Origin of the sequence: Rathayibacter sp. AY1C7 (assembly GCF_002931865.1) — a bacterium.
GTDB lineage: Bacteria > Actinomycetota > Actinomycetes > Actinomycetales > Microbacteriaceae > Rathayibacter.
This window is the reverse complement of record NZ_PSWB01000010.1, coordinates 47245-64036: the sequence shown is the minus strand read 5'-3', so window position 1 is coordinate 64036 and position 16792 is coordinate 47245. Positions and strand designations below refer to the sequence as shown.

Below are 16792 nucleotides of genomic sequence, written 5' to 3'. Positions count from 1 at the left end.
GTGACCATGCGTGCCCCTTCCGGGGGTGCGCCGGCCGCGCCGCGCGGCGACGACGCTGCGACCGCTCTTCCGAGCGGCGATCGAGAGGACCACCATGCCCGACTCTCCCACCCCGCCCGACCGCCGCCGGAGGCGCGGGCTCGGCCTGGCGGCCCTGACCGGACTGGCCCTGGCGGCCGCTCCGCTGGTCGCGACCTCCGCCGCGGCCGCGCCCTCGGGCGACGAGCTCGTCATCAGCGAGGTCTTCGCCCGCGGAGGCTCCGCCGGTGCCGCGTTCAGCAACCGCTACGTGGAGCTCTACAACCCCACCGCCGCCGAGATCGCCCTCGGCGGCCTCTCGATCCAGTACCGCTCGGCGACCGGCACCGCGAACCCCACCACGACCGTGCCGCTCACCGGCTCGGTGCCCGCCGGCGGCCACTTCCTGCTCGCCGGCGCCAGCAACGGCACCAACGGCGCGGCCCTGCCGACGCCCGACCAGAGCGCGAACGGCCTCAACATGGCCGCCGCGGGCGGCACCCTCTTCCTCGTCGACGGGACCTCGGCGCTCGTGGCGCCGCCCACCGGCGCCGCCGCCCAGCCGGACGCGGTGATCGACCTCGTCGGCTACGGCACCTCGAACACCTTCGAGTCGTCCGTCGCCACGGTGCCCTCCCTCACCCAGACGATCGCCCGCGCAGACACCGCCACCGGCGACACCGACGTCAACTCGGCCGACTTCGCGCTCGGCGCACCGACCCCGCAGGCCGCGGGCGGAGGATCCGAGCCCGAGCCCACGACGCCGCCGACGACTACCCCGCCGACCACCCCGCCGGCCGAGATCCCGGCCGTCTCCATCGCGGAGATCCAGGGCACCGGCGACGCGTCGCCGCTCGTCGGCAGCACCGTCACCACCTCCGGCGTCGTCACCGCGCGCTACCCGTCCGGCGGCTACAACGGCTACGTCATCCAGACCCCCGGCACCGGCGGCGAGAGCTCGCGCACGGCCTCCGACGCCGTCTTCGTCTTCTCCTCCGCCTCCGTCGGGTCGGTCGCGATCGGCGACCACCTGCGCATCACCGGCGAGGTGAGCGAGTACAACGGCCTGACCGAGCTCACCCCGACCTCGGCCGCGACCGTCGTGAAGCTCGACGACGCCGCCGCAGCGCCGGTCCCGGCCGCCGTCGCGCTCCCCCGCACCGCCGCCGAGCGCGAGGTGCTCGAGAGCATGCTGATCGCTCCGCAGGGCGCCTACACGGTCACCGACACCTTCGACCTGAACAGCTTCGGCTCGGTCGGCCTCGCCGCCGGCACGTCCCCGCTGCTCACGCCGACCGAGGTCGCCCGCCCCGGCTCGCCGGAGCTCGCGGCCGTCGTCGCCGACAACGCCGCCCGCGCGATCACCCTCGACGACGGCGCCTCGATCAACTTCCTCGGCGCCGCCGCGAACAAGGCGATCCCGCTGCCCTACCTCACCACCACCGCGCCGATCCGCGTGGGTGCTCCGGCGACCTTCACCCGCCCCGTCGTCCTCGACTACCGCAACGGCGGCTGGGCCTTCCAGCCCACCACGCAGCTGACCGTCGAGAACGCCGGCGACGTGCAGCCCGCGACCTTCGCGAACACCCGGACCGCGAAGCCCGAGGCCGTCGGCGGCGACCTCTCGATCGCGTCCTTCAACGTGCTCAACTACTTCTCCACCACCGGCGACTCGATCACCGGCTGCACCTTCTACACCGACCGCGACGGCGACCCCGTCACGGTCAACAGCGGCTGCGACGCCCGCGGAGCGGCGAACGCCGATGACCTCGAGCGCCAGCAGGCCAAGATCGTGACCGCGATCAACACCCTCGGCGCGGGCGTCGTCTCGCTCGAGGAGATCGAGAACTCGGCCAAGTTCGGCAAGCCGCGCGACGAGGCCCTCGCCACCCTGACCGCCGCGCTGAACACGGCGGCCGGCTCCGAGGTCTGGGCCTACGTACCCTCCCCCGCAGCGCTCCCCGCGCTCGCGGACGAGGACGTCATCCGCACCGCCTTCATCTACAAGAAGGCCGTCATCGAGCCGGTCGGCGAGTCCGTCGTGCTCAACGACACGGTGAACTTCTCGAACGCCCGCAAGCCCCTCGCCCAGGAGTTCCGCCTCCTCGGCGACAGCGCCAGCGAGTTCGTCGCGATCGTGAACCACTTCAAGTCGAAGGGCTCCGGATCCGGCGCCGACGCCGACCAGGGCGACGGCCAGGGCGCCTCGAACGCCTCGCGCGTGAAGCAGGCGACCGCCCTCGTCGCCTTCGCCGACCGCCTCCGCACCGAGAAGGCCACCGAGCTCGTCTACCTGCTGGGCGACTTCAACGCCTACTCGAAGGAGGACCCGGTGAAGGTGATCACCGACGCCGGCTACATCGACCAGGGTGCGAAGGACGGCAAGTACTCGTACTCGTTCGACGGCGCGGTCGGCTCGCTGGATCACGTCTTCGCCTCGCCCGCGGCCGACAGGACGGTCACCGGGGTCGACACCTGGAACATCAACAGCGGCGAGTCCGTGGCACTGGAGTACAGCCGCTACGACTACAACGCGACGATCTTCTACGACACCTCGGCGTACCGCTCCAGCGACCACGACCCGGTCGTCGTCGGCCTCGACCTGCCCGAGACCCAGACGGACCCGGAGCCCGAGCCCGTCACGGTCATCGACGTCGCGACCACCGCCTCCACCAAGCGCCTCGCCGTCGTGCGGACGCTGACGGTGTCGGCGGTGAACAACGGCGACGAGACGGTCTCGATCGAGATCACGACGGCGTACGGCAGCAAGACGAAGAAGACGGTCAAGCCCGGCCAGTCGTTCACGGTCAAGACCGTGACCGTCTTCAAGCCCATCAAGGCCGGCACGGCGACCATCGAGGTCACCGCGCCCGACGGCACCGAGCGCGTCTACAAGCAGGCGTACCGCGGCGCCTGATCCCGCGCGACCCCTGACCTCGACGAGCTCCGGCTCCTAGAGTTCGGGGATGCCCGAGGGAGACAGTGTGCACCGTCTCGCTGCCCGCCTCAGGCGGGCGGCGGACGGCCGCACCGTCCTCGAGGGCGAGCTGCGCTCCGGGGACGCGGCCGGCACCTCCCTCGCCGGGCTGAGGATCCTCGAGCACGACACCCACGGCAAGCACCTCCTCACCCGCTTCTCCGGCGGAACGACCCTGCACACCCACCTGCGGATGCAGGGCTCCTGGACCGTGACCGCTCCCGGCCGAGCGGTCCCCCGCTCGGTGCAGAAGGACGTCCGCGTCCGCCTCCGCCTCGACGACGACTCGACCGTGTGGGGCATCGACCTCCCGGTCGTCGAGCTCCTCGCCACCCGCGACGAGCCGCGCACCGTCGGGCACCTCGGGCCCGACCCGCTCCGCGCGGACTGGGACGCCGACGAGGCCGTCCGGCGCCTCTCCCGCCTCCCGGACCGGCCCGTCGTCGCCGCACTCCTCGACCAGCGCTGCCTCGCGGGCCTCGGCAACCTCTGGGCCAACGAGGTCTGCTTCCTCCGCGGGGTCTGGCCCTGGCGGCCGATCGGCTCCCTCGACGTCCGCGCCCTCGTGGCGACCGCGGCGAGAGGCCTCCGCGCCTCCGTCACGATCCCGGGGATGTTTCAGACCACCACCGGTGACACCCGCCGCGGCGAGCGGCACTGGGTCGCGGGGCGCGCCGGGCGCCCGTGCCTGCGCTGCGGCACGACGGTGCTCGTCCGCGACGAGGTCCGCGACGACCCCGAGCAGCGCCGCACCTGGTGGTGCCCGCACTGCCAGCCGGAGCAGGCGGCCGCCCCCTGAGCCCGCGTACCGCCGCCTGAAGCCCGCGTACCGCTGCCGACGGCCCGTGCGTAGGCTGGCCGCATGACGAACGAGTGGGGAACTCCGGACCCGTCCGCCCGGCGAGACCGGTCCGCGGAGGTCGTCCCGGCGGCCGCCTCCGGCGAGGAGGTGGAGACCGCCCGCGTCGAGGACGCCGAGCGCGCGCTCGCTGTGCGCGAGGTCAAGCGGCGCCGCGACTTCCTGGGATCGGTCGGCGGATGGGCGAGCGTCTCGGCGATCACGACCGCCGTCTGGGTCGGCACAGGGGCCGACGGCTACTTCTGGCCGATCTGGCCGATGATCGGGATCGGGATCGGCGTCGTCGGCCAGGCCGCGTCGATCTGGGGTCCCGCCCGCAAGGAGATCACCGAGGCGGACATCGCCGCCGAGATGCAGCGCCGGGAGAAGCGCGGCCGCTGATCAGTCCAGGCGGCCGACCGAGGTGACGCGGACGACGGCCGCACCATGCTCGTCCGACTCGGCGAGGTCGACGGTCGCCGAGATCCCCCAGTCGTGGTCGCCGGCCGGATCGTCGAAGATCTGCCGCACGAGCCACTGCGTCGGCTCCTCCGTGACGAGCAGCATCTTCGGCCCCCGGGCGTCGGGCCCGATGCCGATGCTGTCGTGCTCGTCGTAGTAGTCGTCCAGCGCGGCGCCCCACGCGTCGGCGTCGAAGCCGGCGGCGGCGTCGAGCTCGCCGAGCGCCTCGTGGTCGTCGAGGGCGGCGAGGGTCACCCGGCGGAACATCTCGTTGCGCACCAGCACGCGGAAGGCGCGGTGGTTCGCGGTGAGGCGGCGCGGAGCGGGCGGCACGATCGCCTGGTCCGCCGCGTGGAGCGCCGGATTGACCAGCTCCTCCCACTCGTCGACCAGCGAGGAGTCGACCTGGCGCACGAGCTCGCCCAGCCACTCGATCAGGTCGTGCAGCTCCTCGTTCTTCAGCTCGTCGGGGATGGTCTGCCGGGCCGCGCGGAACGCGTCGGACAGGTAGCGCAGCACCAGTCCCTCCGAGCGGGAGAGCTTGTAGAACGCGGTGTACTCGCCGAAGGACATCGCCCGCTCGTACATGTCGCGCACGACCGACTTCGGCGAGAGCTCGAAGTCCTTCACCCACGGCTGCGCCGCGGTGTAGGTCTCGAAGGTCGCCTCGAGGAGCTCCTCGAGCGGCTTGGGGTGCGTGACGGACTCGAGCAGCTCCATCCGCTCCTCGTACTCGATCCCGTCGGCCTTCATCGCGGCGACGGCCTCGCCGCGGGCCTGGAACTGCTGGGCCCCCAGGATCGGGCGCGGGTCGTCGAGGGTCGCCTCGAGCACCGAGATCACGTCGAGCGCGAAGCTCGGCGACTCCGGGTCGAGAACGTCGAACACGGCCAGCGCGAACGGCGATAGCGGCTGGTTGAGCGCGAAGTTCGGCTGCAGGTCGACGGTCAGGCGGATGCGGGTCACGCCGTCGGCGCCGACGCTCTGCTCGACCACGCCCGCCTCCCGCAGCGTCCGGTAGATGCCGAGCGCCCGGCGGGCGAGCTGCAGCTGCCGCTTCCACGGCTCGTGGTTGTCGAAGATCAGGGCGTGCACGTTCGCGTAGGCGTCGCCGCCGCGGGCGATCACGTTCAGCAGCATCGCCGACGTGATCGTCATGTGCGAGGTCAGCGTCTCGGGCTCGGCGTCGACGAGCTTGCGGAAGCTCGGCTCGCCCCAGCTGACGAAGCCCTGCGGCGCGCGCTTGGCGACCCACTTCCTCCGCTTCTTCGGGTCGTCGCCCATCTTGTCGAGCGCCTTCCGGTTCTCGGACTCGTGCTCGGGGGCCTGCACGACCACGGTCCCGGCGGTGTCGTACCCCGCGCGACCGGCGCGGCCGGCGATCTGGTGGAACTCGCGGGCCGAGAGCTGGCGGGTCCGGGTGCCGTCGTACTTGGTCAGCGCGGTGAGCAGCACGGTGCGGATCGGGACGTTGATGCCGACGCCGAGGGTGTCCGTGCCGCAGATCACGCGCAGCATGCCCTGCTGGGCGAGCTGCTCGACCAGGCGGCGGTACTTCGGCAGCATGCCCGCGTGGTGCACGCCGATCCCCAGCCGGAGCAGCCGGGACAGGGTCTTGCCGAACGCGGTGGTGAAGCGGAAGCCGCCGATCACCTCGGCGATGCGGTCGCGGTGCTCGCGGGTGGCGATGTTCGCGCTGGTGAGCGCCTGCGCACGCTCGAGAGCGGCCGCCTGCGAGAAGTGCACGACGTAGACCGGCGACTGGTTCGTCGAGAGCAGCTCCTCGATGGAGTCGTGGATCGGCGCGATCTCGTAGAAGTAGTGCAGCGGCACCGGGCGCTCCACGCCGGTGACCCGGGCGGTCTCCCGGCCCGTACGGCGGCTGAGGTCGGCGGCGAGCGCCGTCACGTCGCCGAGGGTGGCCGACATCAGCACGAACTGCACGTGCGGGAGGGTGAGCAGCGGCACCTGCCACGCCCAGCCGCGCGCCGGGTCCGCGTAGAAGTGGAACTCGTCCATCACGACCTGGTCGACCGGGGTGTCCTCGCCGTGCCGGAGCGCGAGGTTCGCGAGGATCTCGGCCGTGCAGCAGATGATCGGCGCGTCGGCGTTCACCGAGGAGTCGCCGGTGACCATCCCGACGTTGGAGGCGCCGAAGACGTCGACCAGCGCGAAGAACTTCTCGGAGACGAGCGCCTTGATCGGCGCCGTGTAGAAGCTGCGGCGTCCCGAGGCGAGCGCCGCGGCGTGCGCGCCGATCGCGACGAGCGACTTCCCGGTGCCGGTGGGCGTCGAGAGGATCAGGTTGGAGCCGGAGGCGATCTCGAGCATGGACTCGTCCTGCGCCGGGTAGAGCGGGAGGCCGCGCGACTCCGCCCACTCGGTGAAGGCCAGGTAGACCGCGTCGTCGTCGACGCGCCCGTCCGCGTCGGGCGTCGGCATCCGGTCGAGCAGCGTCGAGGTCATCCCCCCATCCTCCCAGCCCGCGGCCCGTCGCTCAGGTGCGATCCGTCACGGACGGCCCGTGCGCCCCCGCCTCACGGGCCGCGGGTGACGGATCGGTCCGCCGGAGCGAGGGCCCCGTCGACGAGTCCGACGACGCGGTCCGCGTCGGCCAGCACGGCGGGGTCGTGCGAGACGCAGACCACGGTCGCGCCGCGGTCCGCCTCCGCGCGCAGGACCGACCGGATCCGCTCCGCACTCGCTGAATCGAGACCGGTAGTGGGCTCGTCCAGGAGCAGCAGGCCGGCCCCGCGGGCGAGCCCCTGGGCGAGGAGCGCCCGCTGCCGCTGACCGCCGGAGAGCACCGCGAAGGGCTCCCGGGCGAGCGCGGCGATCTCCATCCGCTCGAGCGCGGTGGCGATCGCGTCCGCCGCGCGCGCGTCGCTGCGGCGGAGGCGGCCGAGCCGACCCCAGGTGCCCACCGCGACCACGTCGCGCACCGTCACCGGGAGGAGGTCCGGGATCGACGCCCGCTGCGGCACGAAGGCGATCGCTCCGGTGACGTCCCGCGTGCCGGACGTCAGTGGACGCACTCCCGCAATCACCTCCAGAAGCGTCGACTTGCCGGCGCCGTTCGGCCCGGCGATCACGGTCAGCGAGCGCGCGGCGACGTCGAGATCGACCCCCGCGAGAGCGCGGCGGGAGCCGAAGTCGACCTGAGCGCCTCGGAGGCGGACCGGGGGCTCGGGCAGGGGTGAGACGTCCATCCCGACGAGCGTACAGGAGTGATAACTGTTCTCATTATCGTGTACGGTCGGGCACCATGCCCAGCCTCCTCGCCGGAATCCTCGAGCCGTTCGCTCTCGACTTCCTCCAGCGCGCCCTCCTCGGCGGCGTCCTCGTCGCGGTCCTCTGCGGCGTCGTCGGCACCTGGGTGGTCCTCCGCGGGATGGCCTTCCTCGGCGAGGCGCTCGCCCACGGGATGCTCCCCGGCGTCGCCCTCGCGACAGTGCTCGGCGCGCCCGTCCTCGTGGGCGGCGCAGCCAGCGCGGTGCTGATGAGCCTCGGCATCGCGGCCCTGCAGCGGCGCGGACGACTGTCCTACGACACCAGCATCGGCCTGCTCTTCGTCGCCATGCTGGCGCTGGGGGTCATCGTGATCTCGCACTCGGGCAGCTTCGCCACGGACGCGACCTCGATCCTCTTCGGCGACATCCTCGCGATCACCCCTGTCGACATCGGGCTGCTCGCCGCCGCCGCCGGAGCCGGCCTCCTCGTCGCAGCGGCCTTCCACCGCCCGCTCGTCGCCCTGGCGCTGGATCCGCGCATAGCCGCGGTGCTCGGCCTCGGTCCGCGCTCGGCTCAGGCCGTGCTGGTCGGCCTGGTGACCCTCGCCGTCGTCGCCTCCTACCAGGCGGTCGGCTCGCTCCTCGTCGTCGGGCTCCTTCTGGCTCCCGCGGTGGCCGCCGGGCACTGGACCACCCGCATCCCGACCCGGATGCTGCTCGCGTCGATCCTCGGCGCGGCCTCCGTGCTCGTCGGCCTGCTCGTCTCCTGGCACGCGGCCACGGCGGCGGGCGCCTCGGTCGCCGGCACGGCCATCGCGGTCGCCGCGGTGTCCTGGGCGGTCCGCTCGGCCGCGTCGGCCCTCGCGTCCCGGTCGGGCCCTCAGCCGGTCGCCGCATGAGGCCCTGCCGGCACCGCTCCTCCCCCGCTCACCCTCGAAAGGACTCCGTGCACTCCCGAACCACCGCCTCCACCGTCCTCCTGGGCGCTCTCGCGCTGGGCCTGGCCGCCTGCTCGACCAATGCCTCCGCGCCGGCCGCGGACGACACGGGCTCCGGCCACGGCCCCGTCGCGAACGCCGTCGAGCTCGCCGAGCCGCGCCTGGGGCTGACGTCGATCGACCCGTCGGGCGCCGTGTCGCACCTCGACCTCCTCGACGAGACGGTCACCGGCCTCGGCACCATCGGCGCACCGAGCGCGATGACGACCGACGGCCGCTACCTCTTCGCCCAGACCGATGCGGGCGTCGAGATCGTCGACAGCGGCGTGTGGACCTGGGACCACGTGGACCACTTCCACTACTACCGCGCGGACCCCCGCCTGATCGGCACGGTCGAGGGCTCCGGGACGGCCGTCGTCGCCACGACGAACCTCTCGACCACCGGCGGAACCGGACTCTTCTTCCCCGACACCGGCGAGGCGGTCCTCCTCGACACCGAGGCGCTGTCGAAGGGGGCGATCGTCGAGCGGTTCCGGAAGGACGTCGAGCCCGGACCCGGGATGGTCGTGCCCGTCGGCTCGTCCGCACTGGTGACCGAGGGGTCCGGATCCGGAGCGGCCGTCGCCGGCTACGACTCGGACGGCGAGCCGACGGGCCTCCGCGAGGCCTGCCCCGACCCCGCCGGGACGATCACCACCCGCGTCGGCGCCGTCATCGGCTGCTCCGACGGCGCACTCCTGGCGTCGATCGAGGACGAGGAGCTCATCGTCGAGCGGATCCCCTACCCCGCCGGCACCACCGCGCCACCCGCCGCCTCCTTCGACAACCGCGAGGGCCGCCCCACGGTCGCCGGCCTCGCCGGGGACGCGGGCATCTGGCTCCTCGACACCCGGGAGCGCTCCTGGAGCCTCCTCCCCTCTCCCGCCCCGCTGGCGCAGGTCACCGCGGTGGACGACGCGGACGAGACCGTCCTCGCCCTCGCCGCCGACGGCCGCGTGCTGGTGCTCGACGGCTCCGACGGCGCGGTCCTCGCCGAGACCGCGCCCCTCGTCGCCGACACGACCGCGGACGGCTCGCGGCCCGTCCTGATCGCCGACCAGCAGCGGGCCTACCTCAGCGCACCCGCCGAGCGGAAGCTGCACGAGATCGACTACGCGGACGGCGCGCGCCTCGCCCGCACCTTCGAGACCGCCACCGAGCCGGCCTTCACGGCGGAGACGGGCCGATGAGGCGCCGCTGGGCCCTCGCGTCCGCCGCGGCGGTCCTGCTCCTGTCGGGCTGCACGTCCGCGGAGGAGGACGAGAGGCCCCTCGTCATCGTCTCCACCAACATCCTCGGCGACGTCGTGGGCGAGCTCGTCGGCGATGAGGCGCAGGTCGTCACGCTGATGAAGCCCGACGCCGACCCGCACTCGTTCGAGATCTCGGCGCAGGAGGCGGCGCGCCTGCGCTCCGCCGACCTCGTCGTCTCGAACGGGCTCGGACTCGAGGAGGGCCTGCAGCAGCACCTCGACGAGGCCTCCGGTGAGGACGTCCCCGCGTTCGTCGCCGGCGACGCCGTCGACGTCCTCGACTACAGCGAGGGAGACGCGGAGGGGAGCCCGGACTCGCACTTCTGGACGGACCCCGGCCGGATGATCGACGTCGTCGACTCCCTCGGGCCCGTGCTCGCCGCGCTCGACGGCGTCGATCCGGCCGCCGTCCGGGACCGGACGGCCGGCTACCGCGCCGAGCTCGAGCGGCTCGACTCCGAGATGGCCGCGGCGTTCGCCGCGATCCCCGCCGAGCGCCGCGCCCTCGTCACCAACCACCACGTCTTCGGGTACCTCGCCGACCGCTTCGACTTCGACGTCGTCGGCGCCGTCATCCCGGGAGGCACGACCCTCGCGGCGCCGTCCGCCTCCGACCTCGCCGATCTCGTCGACGCGGTCGAGCAGACCGGCGTCCCCACGATCTTCGCGGAGTCCTCGTCTCCCGACCGCCTGGTCCAGGCGCTCGCGAGCGAGGCCGACATCCGCGTGGAGGTGGTCGAGCTGTTCACGGAGTCCCTGACGGCGCCCGAGGGCGGCGCTCCCGACTACCTCGCCATGATGCGCGTCAACACACAGCGCATCGCCACCGGGCTCTCCCCGTGAGCCCTCCGATCCACCACCAGGAAGAAGAAGCACCCATGCAGAATCCCCACGTCCGGCGGGCGGGCCTCGGCCTGATCGCCGCCTGCTCGATCACGGTCCTCGCGGCCTGCTCGTCGAGCTCGACCCCGGCCGCCGAGTCCTCGGCGTCCACCGCACCGGCCACCGAGGCCGCGGCGGCCGCCGGCGCCCGCGTCGCCGTCGCCTACGAGGGCGGCATCCTCGTCCTCGACGGCGAGACCCTCGAGACCGTCGCGGACATGGACTCCGAGGAGTTCACCCGCCTCAACCCCGCCGGCGACGACCGCCACGTCATGGTCACCATGAGCGAGGGGTTCCAGCTCCTCGACACCGCCGCCGGCACCAGCGGCGAGCCGGAGCTGACGGACATCGTCTTCCCCGCGGACACCCCGGGCCACGTCGTCCGGCACGCCGGGAAGACCGTCCTCTACGCCGACGGCACGAGCGACACGACCGTCCTCGAGACCGCCGACCTGGCGTCCTCGGACGGGATGCCCGAGACCGAGACCATCCCGGGCGTCGAGGCGCACCACGGCGTCTCGATCGTCCTCGAGGACGGCACCTTCCTCACCACGGTCGGTGACGCCGACGGGCGCAAGGGCATCGAGGTGCGCGACGCCTCCGGCGCCGTGACGGCCACGAACGACCAGTGCCCCGGTGTCCACGGAGAGGGCACGGCCGAGAACGAGGTCGTCGTCTTCGGCTGCGAGAACGGCGCCCTGGTCTACGACGGCGGCGAGATCACGAAGCTCGAGGCGCCGGACCAGCCGTACGGCCGCATGGGCAACGCCTGGGTCAGCGAGACCAGCCCGATCATCGTCGGCGACTACAAGGACGACCGCGACGCCGAGTGCTACCTCCTGCACCGCGTGGCGCTGATCGACACCGAGGCGAAGACCCTCGACGTCGTCGACCTGCCCGAGGGCGTCGAGTACACCTTCCGCGGCGTCGCCCGCGGCCCCGACGACCTGGCGTACATGATCGCCTCGGACGGCGCGATCCACGTCCTCGACCCCGGGACCGGCGAGCTGACCGCCTCCTACCCCGTCGTCGACGCCTGGGAGAGCCCGGTCGAGTGGCAGGACCCGCACCCCGCGATCACGGTCGCCGGAGACATCGCCTACGTGACCGACCCGGCCGCCGACAGCATCCACGCCGTCGACCTCACCACGGGAGAGGTCGTCGCCACGGGCGAGCTCGACGTCACGCCGAACGAGATCGCCGTCGCCGCGAGCTGACCATCGGCACGGAGGAGGGGCGCGGGGCCGTGGGCTCCGCGCCCCTCCTGTTCACCTGGAGGGGCCAGGATCTCCGCATGACGACCGACTTCGATCTCGACCAGGTGGTGCGCGACGTGACCGCGAACGTGCGCAAGAAGTTCCCCGACCACTCCGAGGAGCAGGTCGCGCCGCTCGTGCGCGAGGAGCTCGCGGACCTGCAGGACCGGCCCGTGCAGGACTACCTGACGGTGCTCACGGAGCGAGCGGTCAAGCGCCGCCTCAAGCGTGAGGCGCGCGGGGAGTAGACCGGGTCAGGCGAGCGCCCGCTCGATCGACGCCCGCAGCGCCGGAGCCGGCCGGAACGCGCCCGCCTCCTCCGCCTCGAGGAGCGCCTGCGCGTCCGCCGGGCTGTGCTCGCGGTACCAGCGGTCGACCGGGACGCCGTGCCCGGGCCGGCTCACGACCTCGACGGCGTCGCCCGCCTCCACCGATCCGCGGTGCAGCACCCGCAGGTACGCGCCGGTGCGCCCCTCGTCGGCGAAGCGCTTCACCCACTGCGGCTCTCCGAGGGCCCGCTGGAACGTCGCGCACGGCGTCCGCGGCATCGTCACCTCGACCTCGACCGCCTCGCCGATCCGCCAGCGCTCGCCGATCGCGGCTCCGCTCACGTCGAGGCCCGCGATCCGCAGGTTCTCGCCGAACATCCCCGCGGCAACCGGCCGCCCCAGGCGCTCCGCCCACCAGAGCGCGTCCTCGTCGGAGTAGGCGTAGAGCGCCTTGTCGAGGCCGCCGTGGTGCGCGCGATCGGCCTGCACGTCGCCGTAGAGGCCCAGGTCGCGCACTCCGACGGGACCCTCGACCGGCCGCTTGTCGATCGCGGTCACGCCGACCGTGCCGGAGTCGGGCAGGAGGCGGGCGACGCGGCACACGGCGAGCAGGCGGGGCATGCCGCCATGGTGCCAGCACTAGGCTCGCCGCGTGCGCGACGCGACCGCTCCTCCCCGGCTCGACCCCCTCCTCCTCGACGGCCTCGCCGAGGGGTACGCCGGGGACACGGGCGCCCGGGAGCACGCCGAAGGGCTGCGCTTCGCCGGCACCGACCTCACCGGCGCCGATCTCACCGCGGCCTCCTTCAGCGAGTGCGCGCTGGAGGGAGTGGTCCTGGACGGCGCCCTGCTGCGGGCCGCGTCGATCGCGGAGTCGCGGCTCGAGCGGCTGGACGTCCCCGGGCTCTCGGCGCCGCGGAGCCGGCTCCGATCCGTCGAGCTGCTCGCCTCGCGGCTGGGCTCGGCCGAGCTCTACGAGAGCACCTGGGAGCAGGTGCGCGTGGCCGACTGCAAGCTCGGCTACCTGAACCTCCGCGGCGCCGCGGTGCGCGACGTGCTGCTCGAGCGCTGCACGATCGACGAGCTCGACCTGGCGGGTGCGACCGGCACGCGGCTGCGCCTGGTCGACTGCGACGTCCGCTCCCTCGATCTCTCCCGGGCCCGGATCGAGCACCTCGATCTGCGCGGCGCCGAGCTGCACGTGCTCACCGGGCTGGACGGCCTCCGCGGCGCCACCCTCTCCGAGCTGCAGCTCAGCCTCCTGCTGCCGCTGTTCGCGGAGCACTTCGGGGTGCGGGTGGGCTGAGCCGCCGGTCCGCCTAGCGCCGGCGGGCGATCAGCCGCGTCAGAGCGCGGCGGCCGAGGAGGAACACGGCCAGCACGACGGCCGTCACGATCACGAAGCTCCACTGCACGCCCTGCCCGGAGGCGATCCGCAGGAGCATCCCGCCCGCGACGGTCACCCCCCAGACGACGAGCCCGGCGGGCACGATCCGGTCCGGAAAGCGCCACGAGCGCGTGACGACCCAGCCGAGCAGGAGCGCCGCCAGGAACGGCCAGAGCGTGGTGAGCAGGCCGATCAGCGCCGACCCCTCGTCGTGGCTCCCGCGGCCGATCAGCACGAAGACCAGGACGAGCACGGCGTCGAGGGCGAAGCCGAGCCCCGCGTGCCGGGTCATGCGGGCTCCGTCACGAAGTCGATGAGCTGCTCGACCCGGCCCAGCAGCGCCGGCTCCAGGTCCTGGAAGGTCCGCACCCGGCCGAGGATGCGCTGCCAGGCGCGCGCGATGTCGGCCTGCTCCTCGTGCGGCCAGCCGAGCGCCTCGCAGATCCCGTGCTTCCACTCGGTTCCGCGAGGGATCTCGGGCCAGCGCTCCAGGCCGATCCGGCCGGGCTTCACGGCCTGCCAGACGTCGATGTAGGGGTGGCCGACGACGAGGACGTGGGCGCCGTGCGGACCGGCGGCGACCTGCTCGGCGATCCGCGACTCCTTCGAGCCGCGCACCAGGTGGTCGACGAGCACGCCGATGCGGCGGCCCGGACCGGGCCGGAACTCTCGCACCAGCTCGTCGAGGTTGTCGACGCCCTCGATGTACTCGACGACGACGCCCTCGACCCGCAGGTCGTGGCCCCAGACCTTCTCGACCAGCTCGGCGTCGTGCCGGCCCTCGACGTAGATGCGGCTGGGCAGGGCGACCCGCGCCTTCGCGTCGGCGACGTGGAAGGAGCCGGAGGCGGAGCGCGCGCGACCGAGGCCGGCGTCGCGCTTCAGCCCGGGCGCCTTCAGCGACACGGGCTTCCCCTCGAGGAGGAACCCGGGCCCCAGCGGGAACACGCGGACCTTGCCGAACCGGTCCTCCAGCCGCACCATCCGCAGCTCCACGCCGAGCACGGCACCCACGAAGCCGGAGGCGACCTCCTCGACCACCAGATCGCGCTCGGCCTCGACCACCGCCACCTCGACCCTGCCGCGGGCGCGCCAGTCGCCGGCGAGCACGTCCTGCCCGTACCTGTCCTCGTCCATCGCACCGAGGGTAGCCGGAGGCGCGCGGGGCGCCGCGCGGACACGGCGCATGCACCTCTGCTTACATGAGCAGATGACCGAGGACCTCGAACCCGCCGCCGAGCTCTTCAAGGTGCTGTCCTCCTCCTCCCGGCTGCGCCTGCTCCGGGCCCTCGCCGAGGAGACGTCGACGGTCGGGCGGCTGGCCGAGGTGACCGGGCTCTCGCAGCCGCTGGTCTCGCAGCACCTTCGGATGCTCCGCACCGCCGGGCTGGTCGCGGTCGAGCGCGTGGGCCGCGAGGCGCACTACTCCGTCGCCGACACCCACGTCACGCACATCGTCGACGACGCTGTCCGGCACGCCCTGGAGGGGTGACCTCCGTCCCTGTCGGGAACGATGATCGCTCTCGATTAGGCGCATCCATTGCAATGCGTTTATGGATCTGGTCGACTGGAGCCCGTCGCGTCCGCGGCCCCCGCATCCGGAAAGGCAGCACAATGAGCACCACCGATCTCCACGCCGAGCACCCCGTCACCGAGCACGAGCACGGCGAGGGCTGCGGCCACCCGGCCGTGCAGCACGAGGACCACGTCGACTACGTCCACGGCACGCACCACCACGCCCTGCACGGCGACCACTACGACGAGCACGAGTCGGAGGCCGAGCACTCGACCGCCGACCACGAGCACGGCGACGCCTGCGGGCACGAGACCGTGCAGCACGACGACCACGTCGACTTCGTCCACGACGGCCACAAGCACGCCGCTCACTCCGGCCACTACGACGAGCACTGAGGCCGTGCGCGACGGGAGGGCTCGCACCCTCCGGTCGGCGCTCAGCCCTGACGGGCCTTGAAGCGCGGGTTCAGCTTGTTGATCACGAAGACGCGGCCCCGGCGGCGGACGACCTGCGATCCGGGCTGTGCCTTCATCGACCTGAGGGAGTTGCGGACCTTCACGGATGCTCCTGTCGTTAATGAGAACTGTTATCGATAGAGTAGCGGTCCATGGAGCCCCAGCACCCCGCACCCCCCGTCCTCGCCGTCACCCTCGTCAGCGCGACCGACCCCCGGGACGCCGGGCGGACCGCCGCGCTCCTCGCCGGCAGGCCCGAGTCCCGGATCGCCTTCGAGGTCGATCCGCCCGGCGCCGACGGTCCCGCTCTCGCCGAGGAGCTCCACCGGCGCCTCGCGGCCGACGCCGACGACGGCCACCGCGGTCACACGGTCGTCGCCCTCGATGGCCAGGCCGACCCGCTCGAGATCGGACTCGTGCTCGAGCACCTCTGCGCGCAGCGGCATCCCGCCGACACCCGCATCGCGATCCTCGACGTGGTCGCCGTGACGTCGACGGAGGAGATCCTGCGCGTGCTCTGCGGCGGCGCGGGCCCCTCCTTCGACTCGGCGGAGCGCCTCGCCGCCCGCCTGGAGTTCTCGAGCCTCATCGCCCTCGCCGAGCCCCTCTCCGAGAGCGACCCCGAGCGGACCGCACTCGTCCGCGACCTCCTGCGAGCACTCGCCCCCACCGCCGATCTCCTCCCCGCCGGTGAGCTCCCGGCGGCGCCACGGAGGCTCCACCCCCGGCGCGCGCACGCGATCGCCTCCTCGATGGGCTGGCAGTGCGCCCTCAACGGGACCTCGCGGCGCCGCGCCTCGGGCACGACCGTCGAGGAGTTCGTATTCCGCGATCCGCTGCCCTTCCACCCCGGCCGCCTGAGCACGGCGGTCCACGGGGAGCTGATGGCGGAGAAGGTGGGCCGCATCCTCCGCTCCCGCGGCCTGGTGCGCCTGGCGACGCGCGCCGACCGGGTCGGCTCGTGGTCGGTCGCCGGCGACGTGCTGACGCTGGACCCGACCAGCCTGCTCAGCTGGGACGAGGACGCGCCTCTCGGCCAGGAGCTCGCCTTCTTCGGGACGGGCCTGGACACCGGGAGGCTGACCGCCGTCCTGCAGAGCTGCCTGCTCACCCCCGAGGAGCTGCTGGCCGGCCCCGCCGCCTGGGCGGAGTTCGCGGACCCGTTCCCGCGCTGGGTGGACGAGCACCGGAACTGAACCGAGCGCCCTCCGTCGCGCGGGACTCGACGAGAGCGACCCGCCGAGGACACCATTAGGCGAATGGTCCTCCGAAC

At 73.1% G+C, this 16792-nt stretch carries 18 protein-coding genes; 12 read left to right on the top strand and 6 right to left on the bottom strand.

Translation table 11 applies throughout. The annotated features are described in order from the left end of the window. Window positions 1–94 precede the first annotated feature (94 nt). From C5C69_RS07375 to C5C69_RS07365, 3 genes are all read left to right on the top strand, one after another. Window positions 95–2935 carry an ExeM/NucH family extracellular endonuclease gene (locus C5C69_RS07375; RefSeq protein ID WP_104233706.1) on the top strand — a complete coding sequence of 947 codons (2841 nt, stop codon included), beginning with the start codon at window positions 95–97 and terminating at the stop codon, window positions 2933–2935. Between the two features lie 49 nt (window positions 2936–2984). After that, window positions 2985–3794, top strand: coding sequence for a DNA-formamidopyrimidine glycosylase family protein (locus C5C69_RS07370; protein ID WP_104257650.1), 810 nt, complete (start codon window positions 2985–2987; stop codon window positions 3792–3794). Window positions 3795–3857: 63 nt separating this feature from the next. Beyond that, entirely contained in the window at window positions 3858–4235 is a 378-nt protein-coding gene (locus tag C5C69_RS07365) for a 2TM domain-containing protein (RefSeq protein ID WP_104222259.1), read from the top strand. On the opposite strand, the gene C5C69_RS07360 is transcribed toward C5C69_RS07365, so the two are convergent. Together C5C69_RS07360 and aztA are read right to left on the bottom strand one after the other, a co-directional pair. After that, window positions 4236–6761 carry an RNA helicase gene (locus C5C69_RS07360; RefSeq protein WP_104257649.1) on the bottom strand — a complete coding sequence of 842 codons (2526 nt, stop codon included), beginning with the start codon at window positions 6759–6761 and terminating at the stop codon, window positions 4236–4238. Window positions 6762–6832: 71 nt separating this feature from the next. Then, on the bottom strand, window positions 6833–7504 hold the full coding sequence (gene aztA, locus C5C69_RS07355; protein WP_104257648.1) for a zinc ABC transporter ATP-binding protein AztA: 672 nt from the start codon (window positions 7502–7504) through the stop codon (window positions 6833–6835). A 56-nt stretch (window positions 7505–7560) separates the two neighbouring features. Here aztA and aztB point away from each other — a divergent pair, with 56 nt between their 5' ends. From aztB to C5C69_RS07330, 5 genes are all read left to right on the top strand, one after another. Next, entirely contained in the window at window positions 7561–8424 is an 864-nt protein-coding gene (gene aztB / locus C5C69_RS07350) for a zinc ABC transporter permease AztB (protein ID WP_104247344.1), read from the top strand. A gap of 47 nt (window positions 8425–8471) precedes the next feature. After that, a complete protein-coding gene (locus tag C5C69_RS07345; protein ID WP_104257647.1) occupies window positions 8472–9692 on the top strand; it encodes an ABC transporter in 1221 nt (406 codons plus the stop codon). Beyond that, window positions 9689–10597, top strand: a complete 909-nt coding sequence (gene aztC / locus C5C69_RS07340; protein WP_104257646.1) for a zinc ABC transporter substrate-binding protein AztC — start codon at window positions 9689–9691, stop codon at window positions 10595–10597. Before C5C69_RS07345 ends, aztC begins: the two co-directional genes overlap by 4 nt. Window positions 10598–10632: 35 nt before the next feature. Continuing rightward, on the top strand, window positions 10633–11853 hold the full coding sequence (gene aztD, locus C5C69_RS07335; protein ID WP_104257645.1) for a zinc metallochaperone AztD: 1221 nt from the start codon (window positions 10633–10635) through the stop codon (window positions 11851–11853). 77 nt (window positions 11854–11930) lie between these two features. Then, the gene (locus tag C5C69_RS07330) at window positions 11931–12140 is read left to right on the top strand and encodes a three-helix bundle dimerization domain-containing protein (protein WP_104262881.1); all 210 of its coding nucleotides are present in this window, start codon (window positions 11931–11933) and stop codon (window positions 12138–12140) included. A gap of 6 nt (window positions 12141–12146) precedes the next feature. On the opposite strand, the gene C5C69_RS07325 is transcribed toward C5C69_RS07330, so the two are convergent. Further along, window positions 12147–12782: an MOSC domain-containing protein gene (locus tag C5C69_RS07325; protein WP_104257644.1), complete on the bottom strand. Its 636-nt coding sequence runs from the start codon at window positions 12780–12782 to the stop codon at window positions 12147–12149. Between the two features lie 31 nt (window positions 12783–12813). Between C5C69_RS07325 and C5C69_RS07320 the strand changes: the two genes are divergently transcribed. After that, the gene (locus tag C5C69_RS07320; protein WP_104257643.1) at window positions 12814–13467 is read left to right on the top strand and encodes a pentapeptide repeat-containing protein; all 654 of its coding nucleotides are present in this window, start codon (window positions 12814–12816) and stop codon (window positions 13465–13467) included. A gap of 13 nt (window positions 13468–13480) precedes the next feature. Here C5C69_RS07320 and C5C69_RS07315 read toward each other — a convergent pair whose 3' ends face one another. Next, on the bottom strand, window positions 13481–13840 hold the full coding sequence (locus C5C69_RS07315; protein ID WP_104257642.1) for a DUF3054 domain-containing protein: 360 nt from the start codon (window positions 13838–13840) through the stop codon (window positions 13481–13483). After that, entirely contained in the window at window positions 13837–14685 is an 849-nt protein-coding gene (locus tag C5C69_RS07310) for a DUF3097 domain-containing protein (RefSeq protein ID WP_104226898.1), read from the bottom strand. Before C5C69_RS07310 ends, C5C69_RS07315 begins: the two co-directional genes overlap by 4 nt. A gap of 73 nt (window positions 14686–14758) precedes the next feature. Between C5C69_RS07310 and C5C69_RS07305 the strand changes: the two genes are divergently transcribed. Together C5C69_RS07305 and C5C69_RS17210 are read left to right on the top strand one after the other, a co-directional pair. Further along, complete coding sequence (locus tag C5C69_RS07305; protein ID WP_104222235.1) at window positions 14759–15040, top strand: helix-turn-helix transcriptional regulator; 282 nt, start codon at window positions 14759–14761, stop codon at window positions 15038–15040. A gap of 122 nt (window positions 15041–15162) precedes the next feature. Beyond that, window positions 15163–15459 (top strand): hypothetical protein, encoded by a 297-nt coding sequence (locus C5C69_RS17210; protein ID WP_104257641.1) that lies wholly within the window; start codon window positions 15163–15165, stop codon window positions 15457–15459. Between the two features lie 41 nt (window positions 15460–15500). Here C5C69_RS17210 and ykgO read toward each other — a convergent pair whose 3' ends face one another. After that, window positions 15501–15623, bottom strand: a complete 123-nt coding sequence (gene ykgO, locus C5C69_RS07295; RefSeq protein WP_104226896.1) for a type B 50S ribosomal protein L36 — start codon at window positions 15621–15623, stop codon at window positions 15501–15503. A gap of 48 nt (window positions 15624–15671) precedes the next feature. Between ykgO and C5C69_RS07290 the strand changes: the two genes are divergently transcribed. Next, window positions 15672–16715, top strand: a complete 1044-nt coding sequence (locus C5C69_RS07290; RefSeq protein ID WP_104257640.1) for a GTP-binding protein — start codon at window positions 15672–15674, stop codon at window positions 16713–16715. Window positions 16716–16792 lie beyond the last annotated feature (77 nt).

Coding starts and splice junctions, on each gene's coding strand:
- C5C69_RS07375 (WP_104233706.1), top strand. CDS start 95: ATGCCCGACTCTCCCACCCCGCCCGACCGCCGCCGGAGGCGCGGGCTC.
- C5C69_RS07370 (WP_104257650.1), top strand. CDS start 2,985: ATGCCCGAGGGAGACAGTGTGCACCGTCTCGCTGCCCGCCTCAGGCGG.
- C5C69_RS07365 (WP_104222259.1), top strand. CDS start 3,858: ATGACGAACGAGTGGGGAACTCCGGACCCGTCCGCCCGGCGAGACCGG.
- C5C69_RS07360 (WP_104257649.1), bottom strand. CDS start 6,761: ATGACCTCGACGCTGCTCGACCGGATGCCGACGCCCGACGCGGACGGG.
- aztA (WP_104257648.1), bottom strand. CDS start 7,504: ATGGACGTCTCACCCCTGCCCGAGCCCCCGGTCCGCCTCCGAGGCGCT.
- aztB (WP_104247344.1), top strand. CDS start 7,561: ATGCCCAGCCTCCTCGCCGGAATCCTCGAGCCGTTCGCTCTCGACTTC.
- aztC (WP_104257646.1), top strand. CDS start 9,689: ATGAGGCGCCGCTGGGCCCTCGCGTCCGCCGCGGCGGTCCTGCTCCTG.
- aztD (WP_104257645.1), top strand. CDS start 10,633: ATGCAGAATCCCCACGTCCGGCGGGCGGGCCTCGGCCTGATCGCCGCC.
- C5C69_RS07330 (WP_104262881.1), top strand. CDS start 11,931: ATGACGACCGACTTCGATCTCGACCAGGTGGTGCGCGACGTGACCGCG.
- C5C69_RS07325 (WP_104257644.1), bottom strand. CDS start 12,782: ATGCCCCGCCTGCTCGCCGTGTGCCGCGTCGCCCGCCTCCTGCCCGAC.
- C5C69_RS07315 (WP_104257642.1), bottom strand. CDS start 13,840: ATGACCCGGCACGCGGGGCTCGGCTTCGCCCTCGACGCCGTGCTCGTC.
- C5C69_RS07310 (WP_104226898.1), bottom strand. CDS start 14,685: ATGGACGAGGACAGGTACGGGCAGGACGTGCTCGCCGGCGACTGGCGC.
- C5C69_RS07305 (WP_104222235.1), top strand. CDS start 14,759: ATGACCGAGGACCTCGAACCCGCCGCCGAGCTCTTCAAGGTGCTGTCC.
- C5C69_RS17210 (WP_104257641.1), top strand. CDS start 15,163: ATGAGCACCACCGATCTCCACGCCGAGCACCCCGTCACCGAGCACGAG.
- C5C69_RS07290 (WP_104257640.1), top strand. CDS start 15,672: ATGGAGCCCCAGCACCCCGCACCCCCCGTCCTCGCCGTCACCCTCGTC.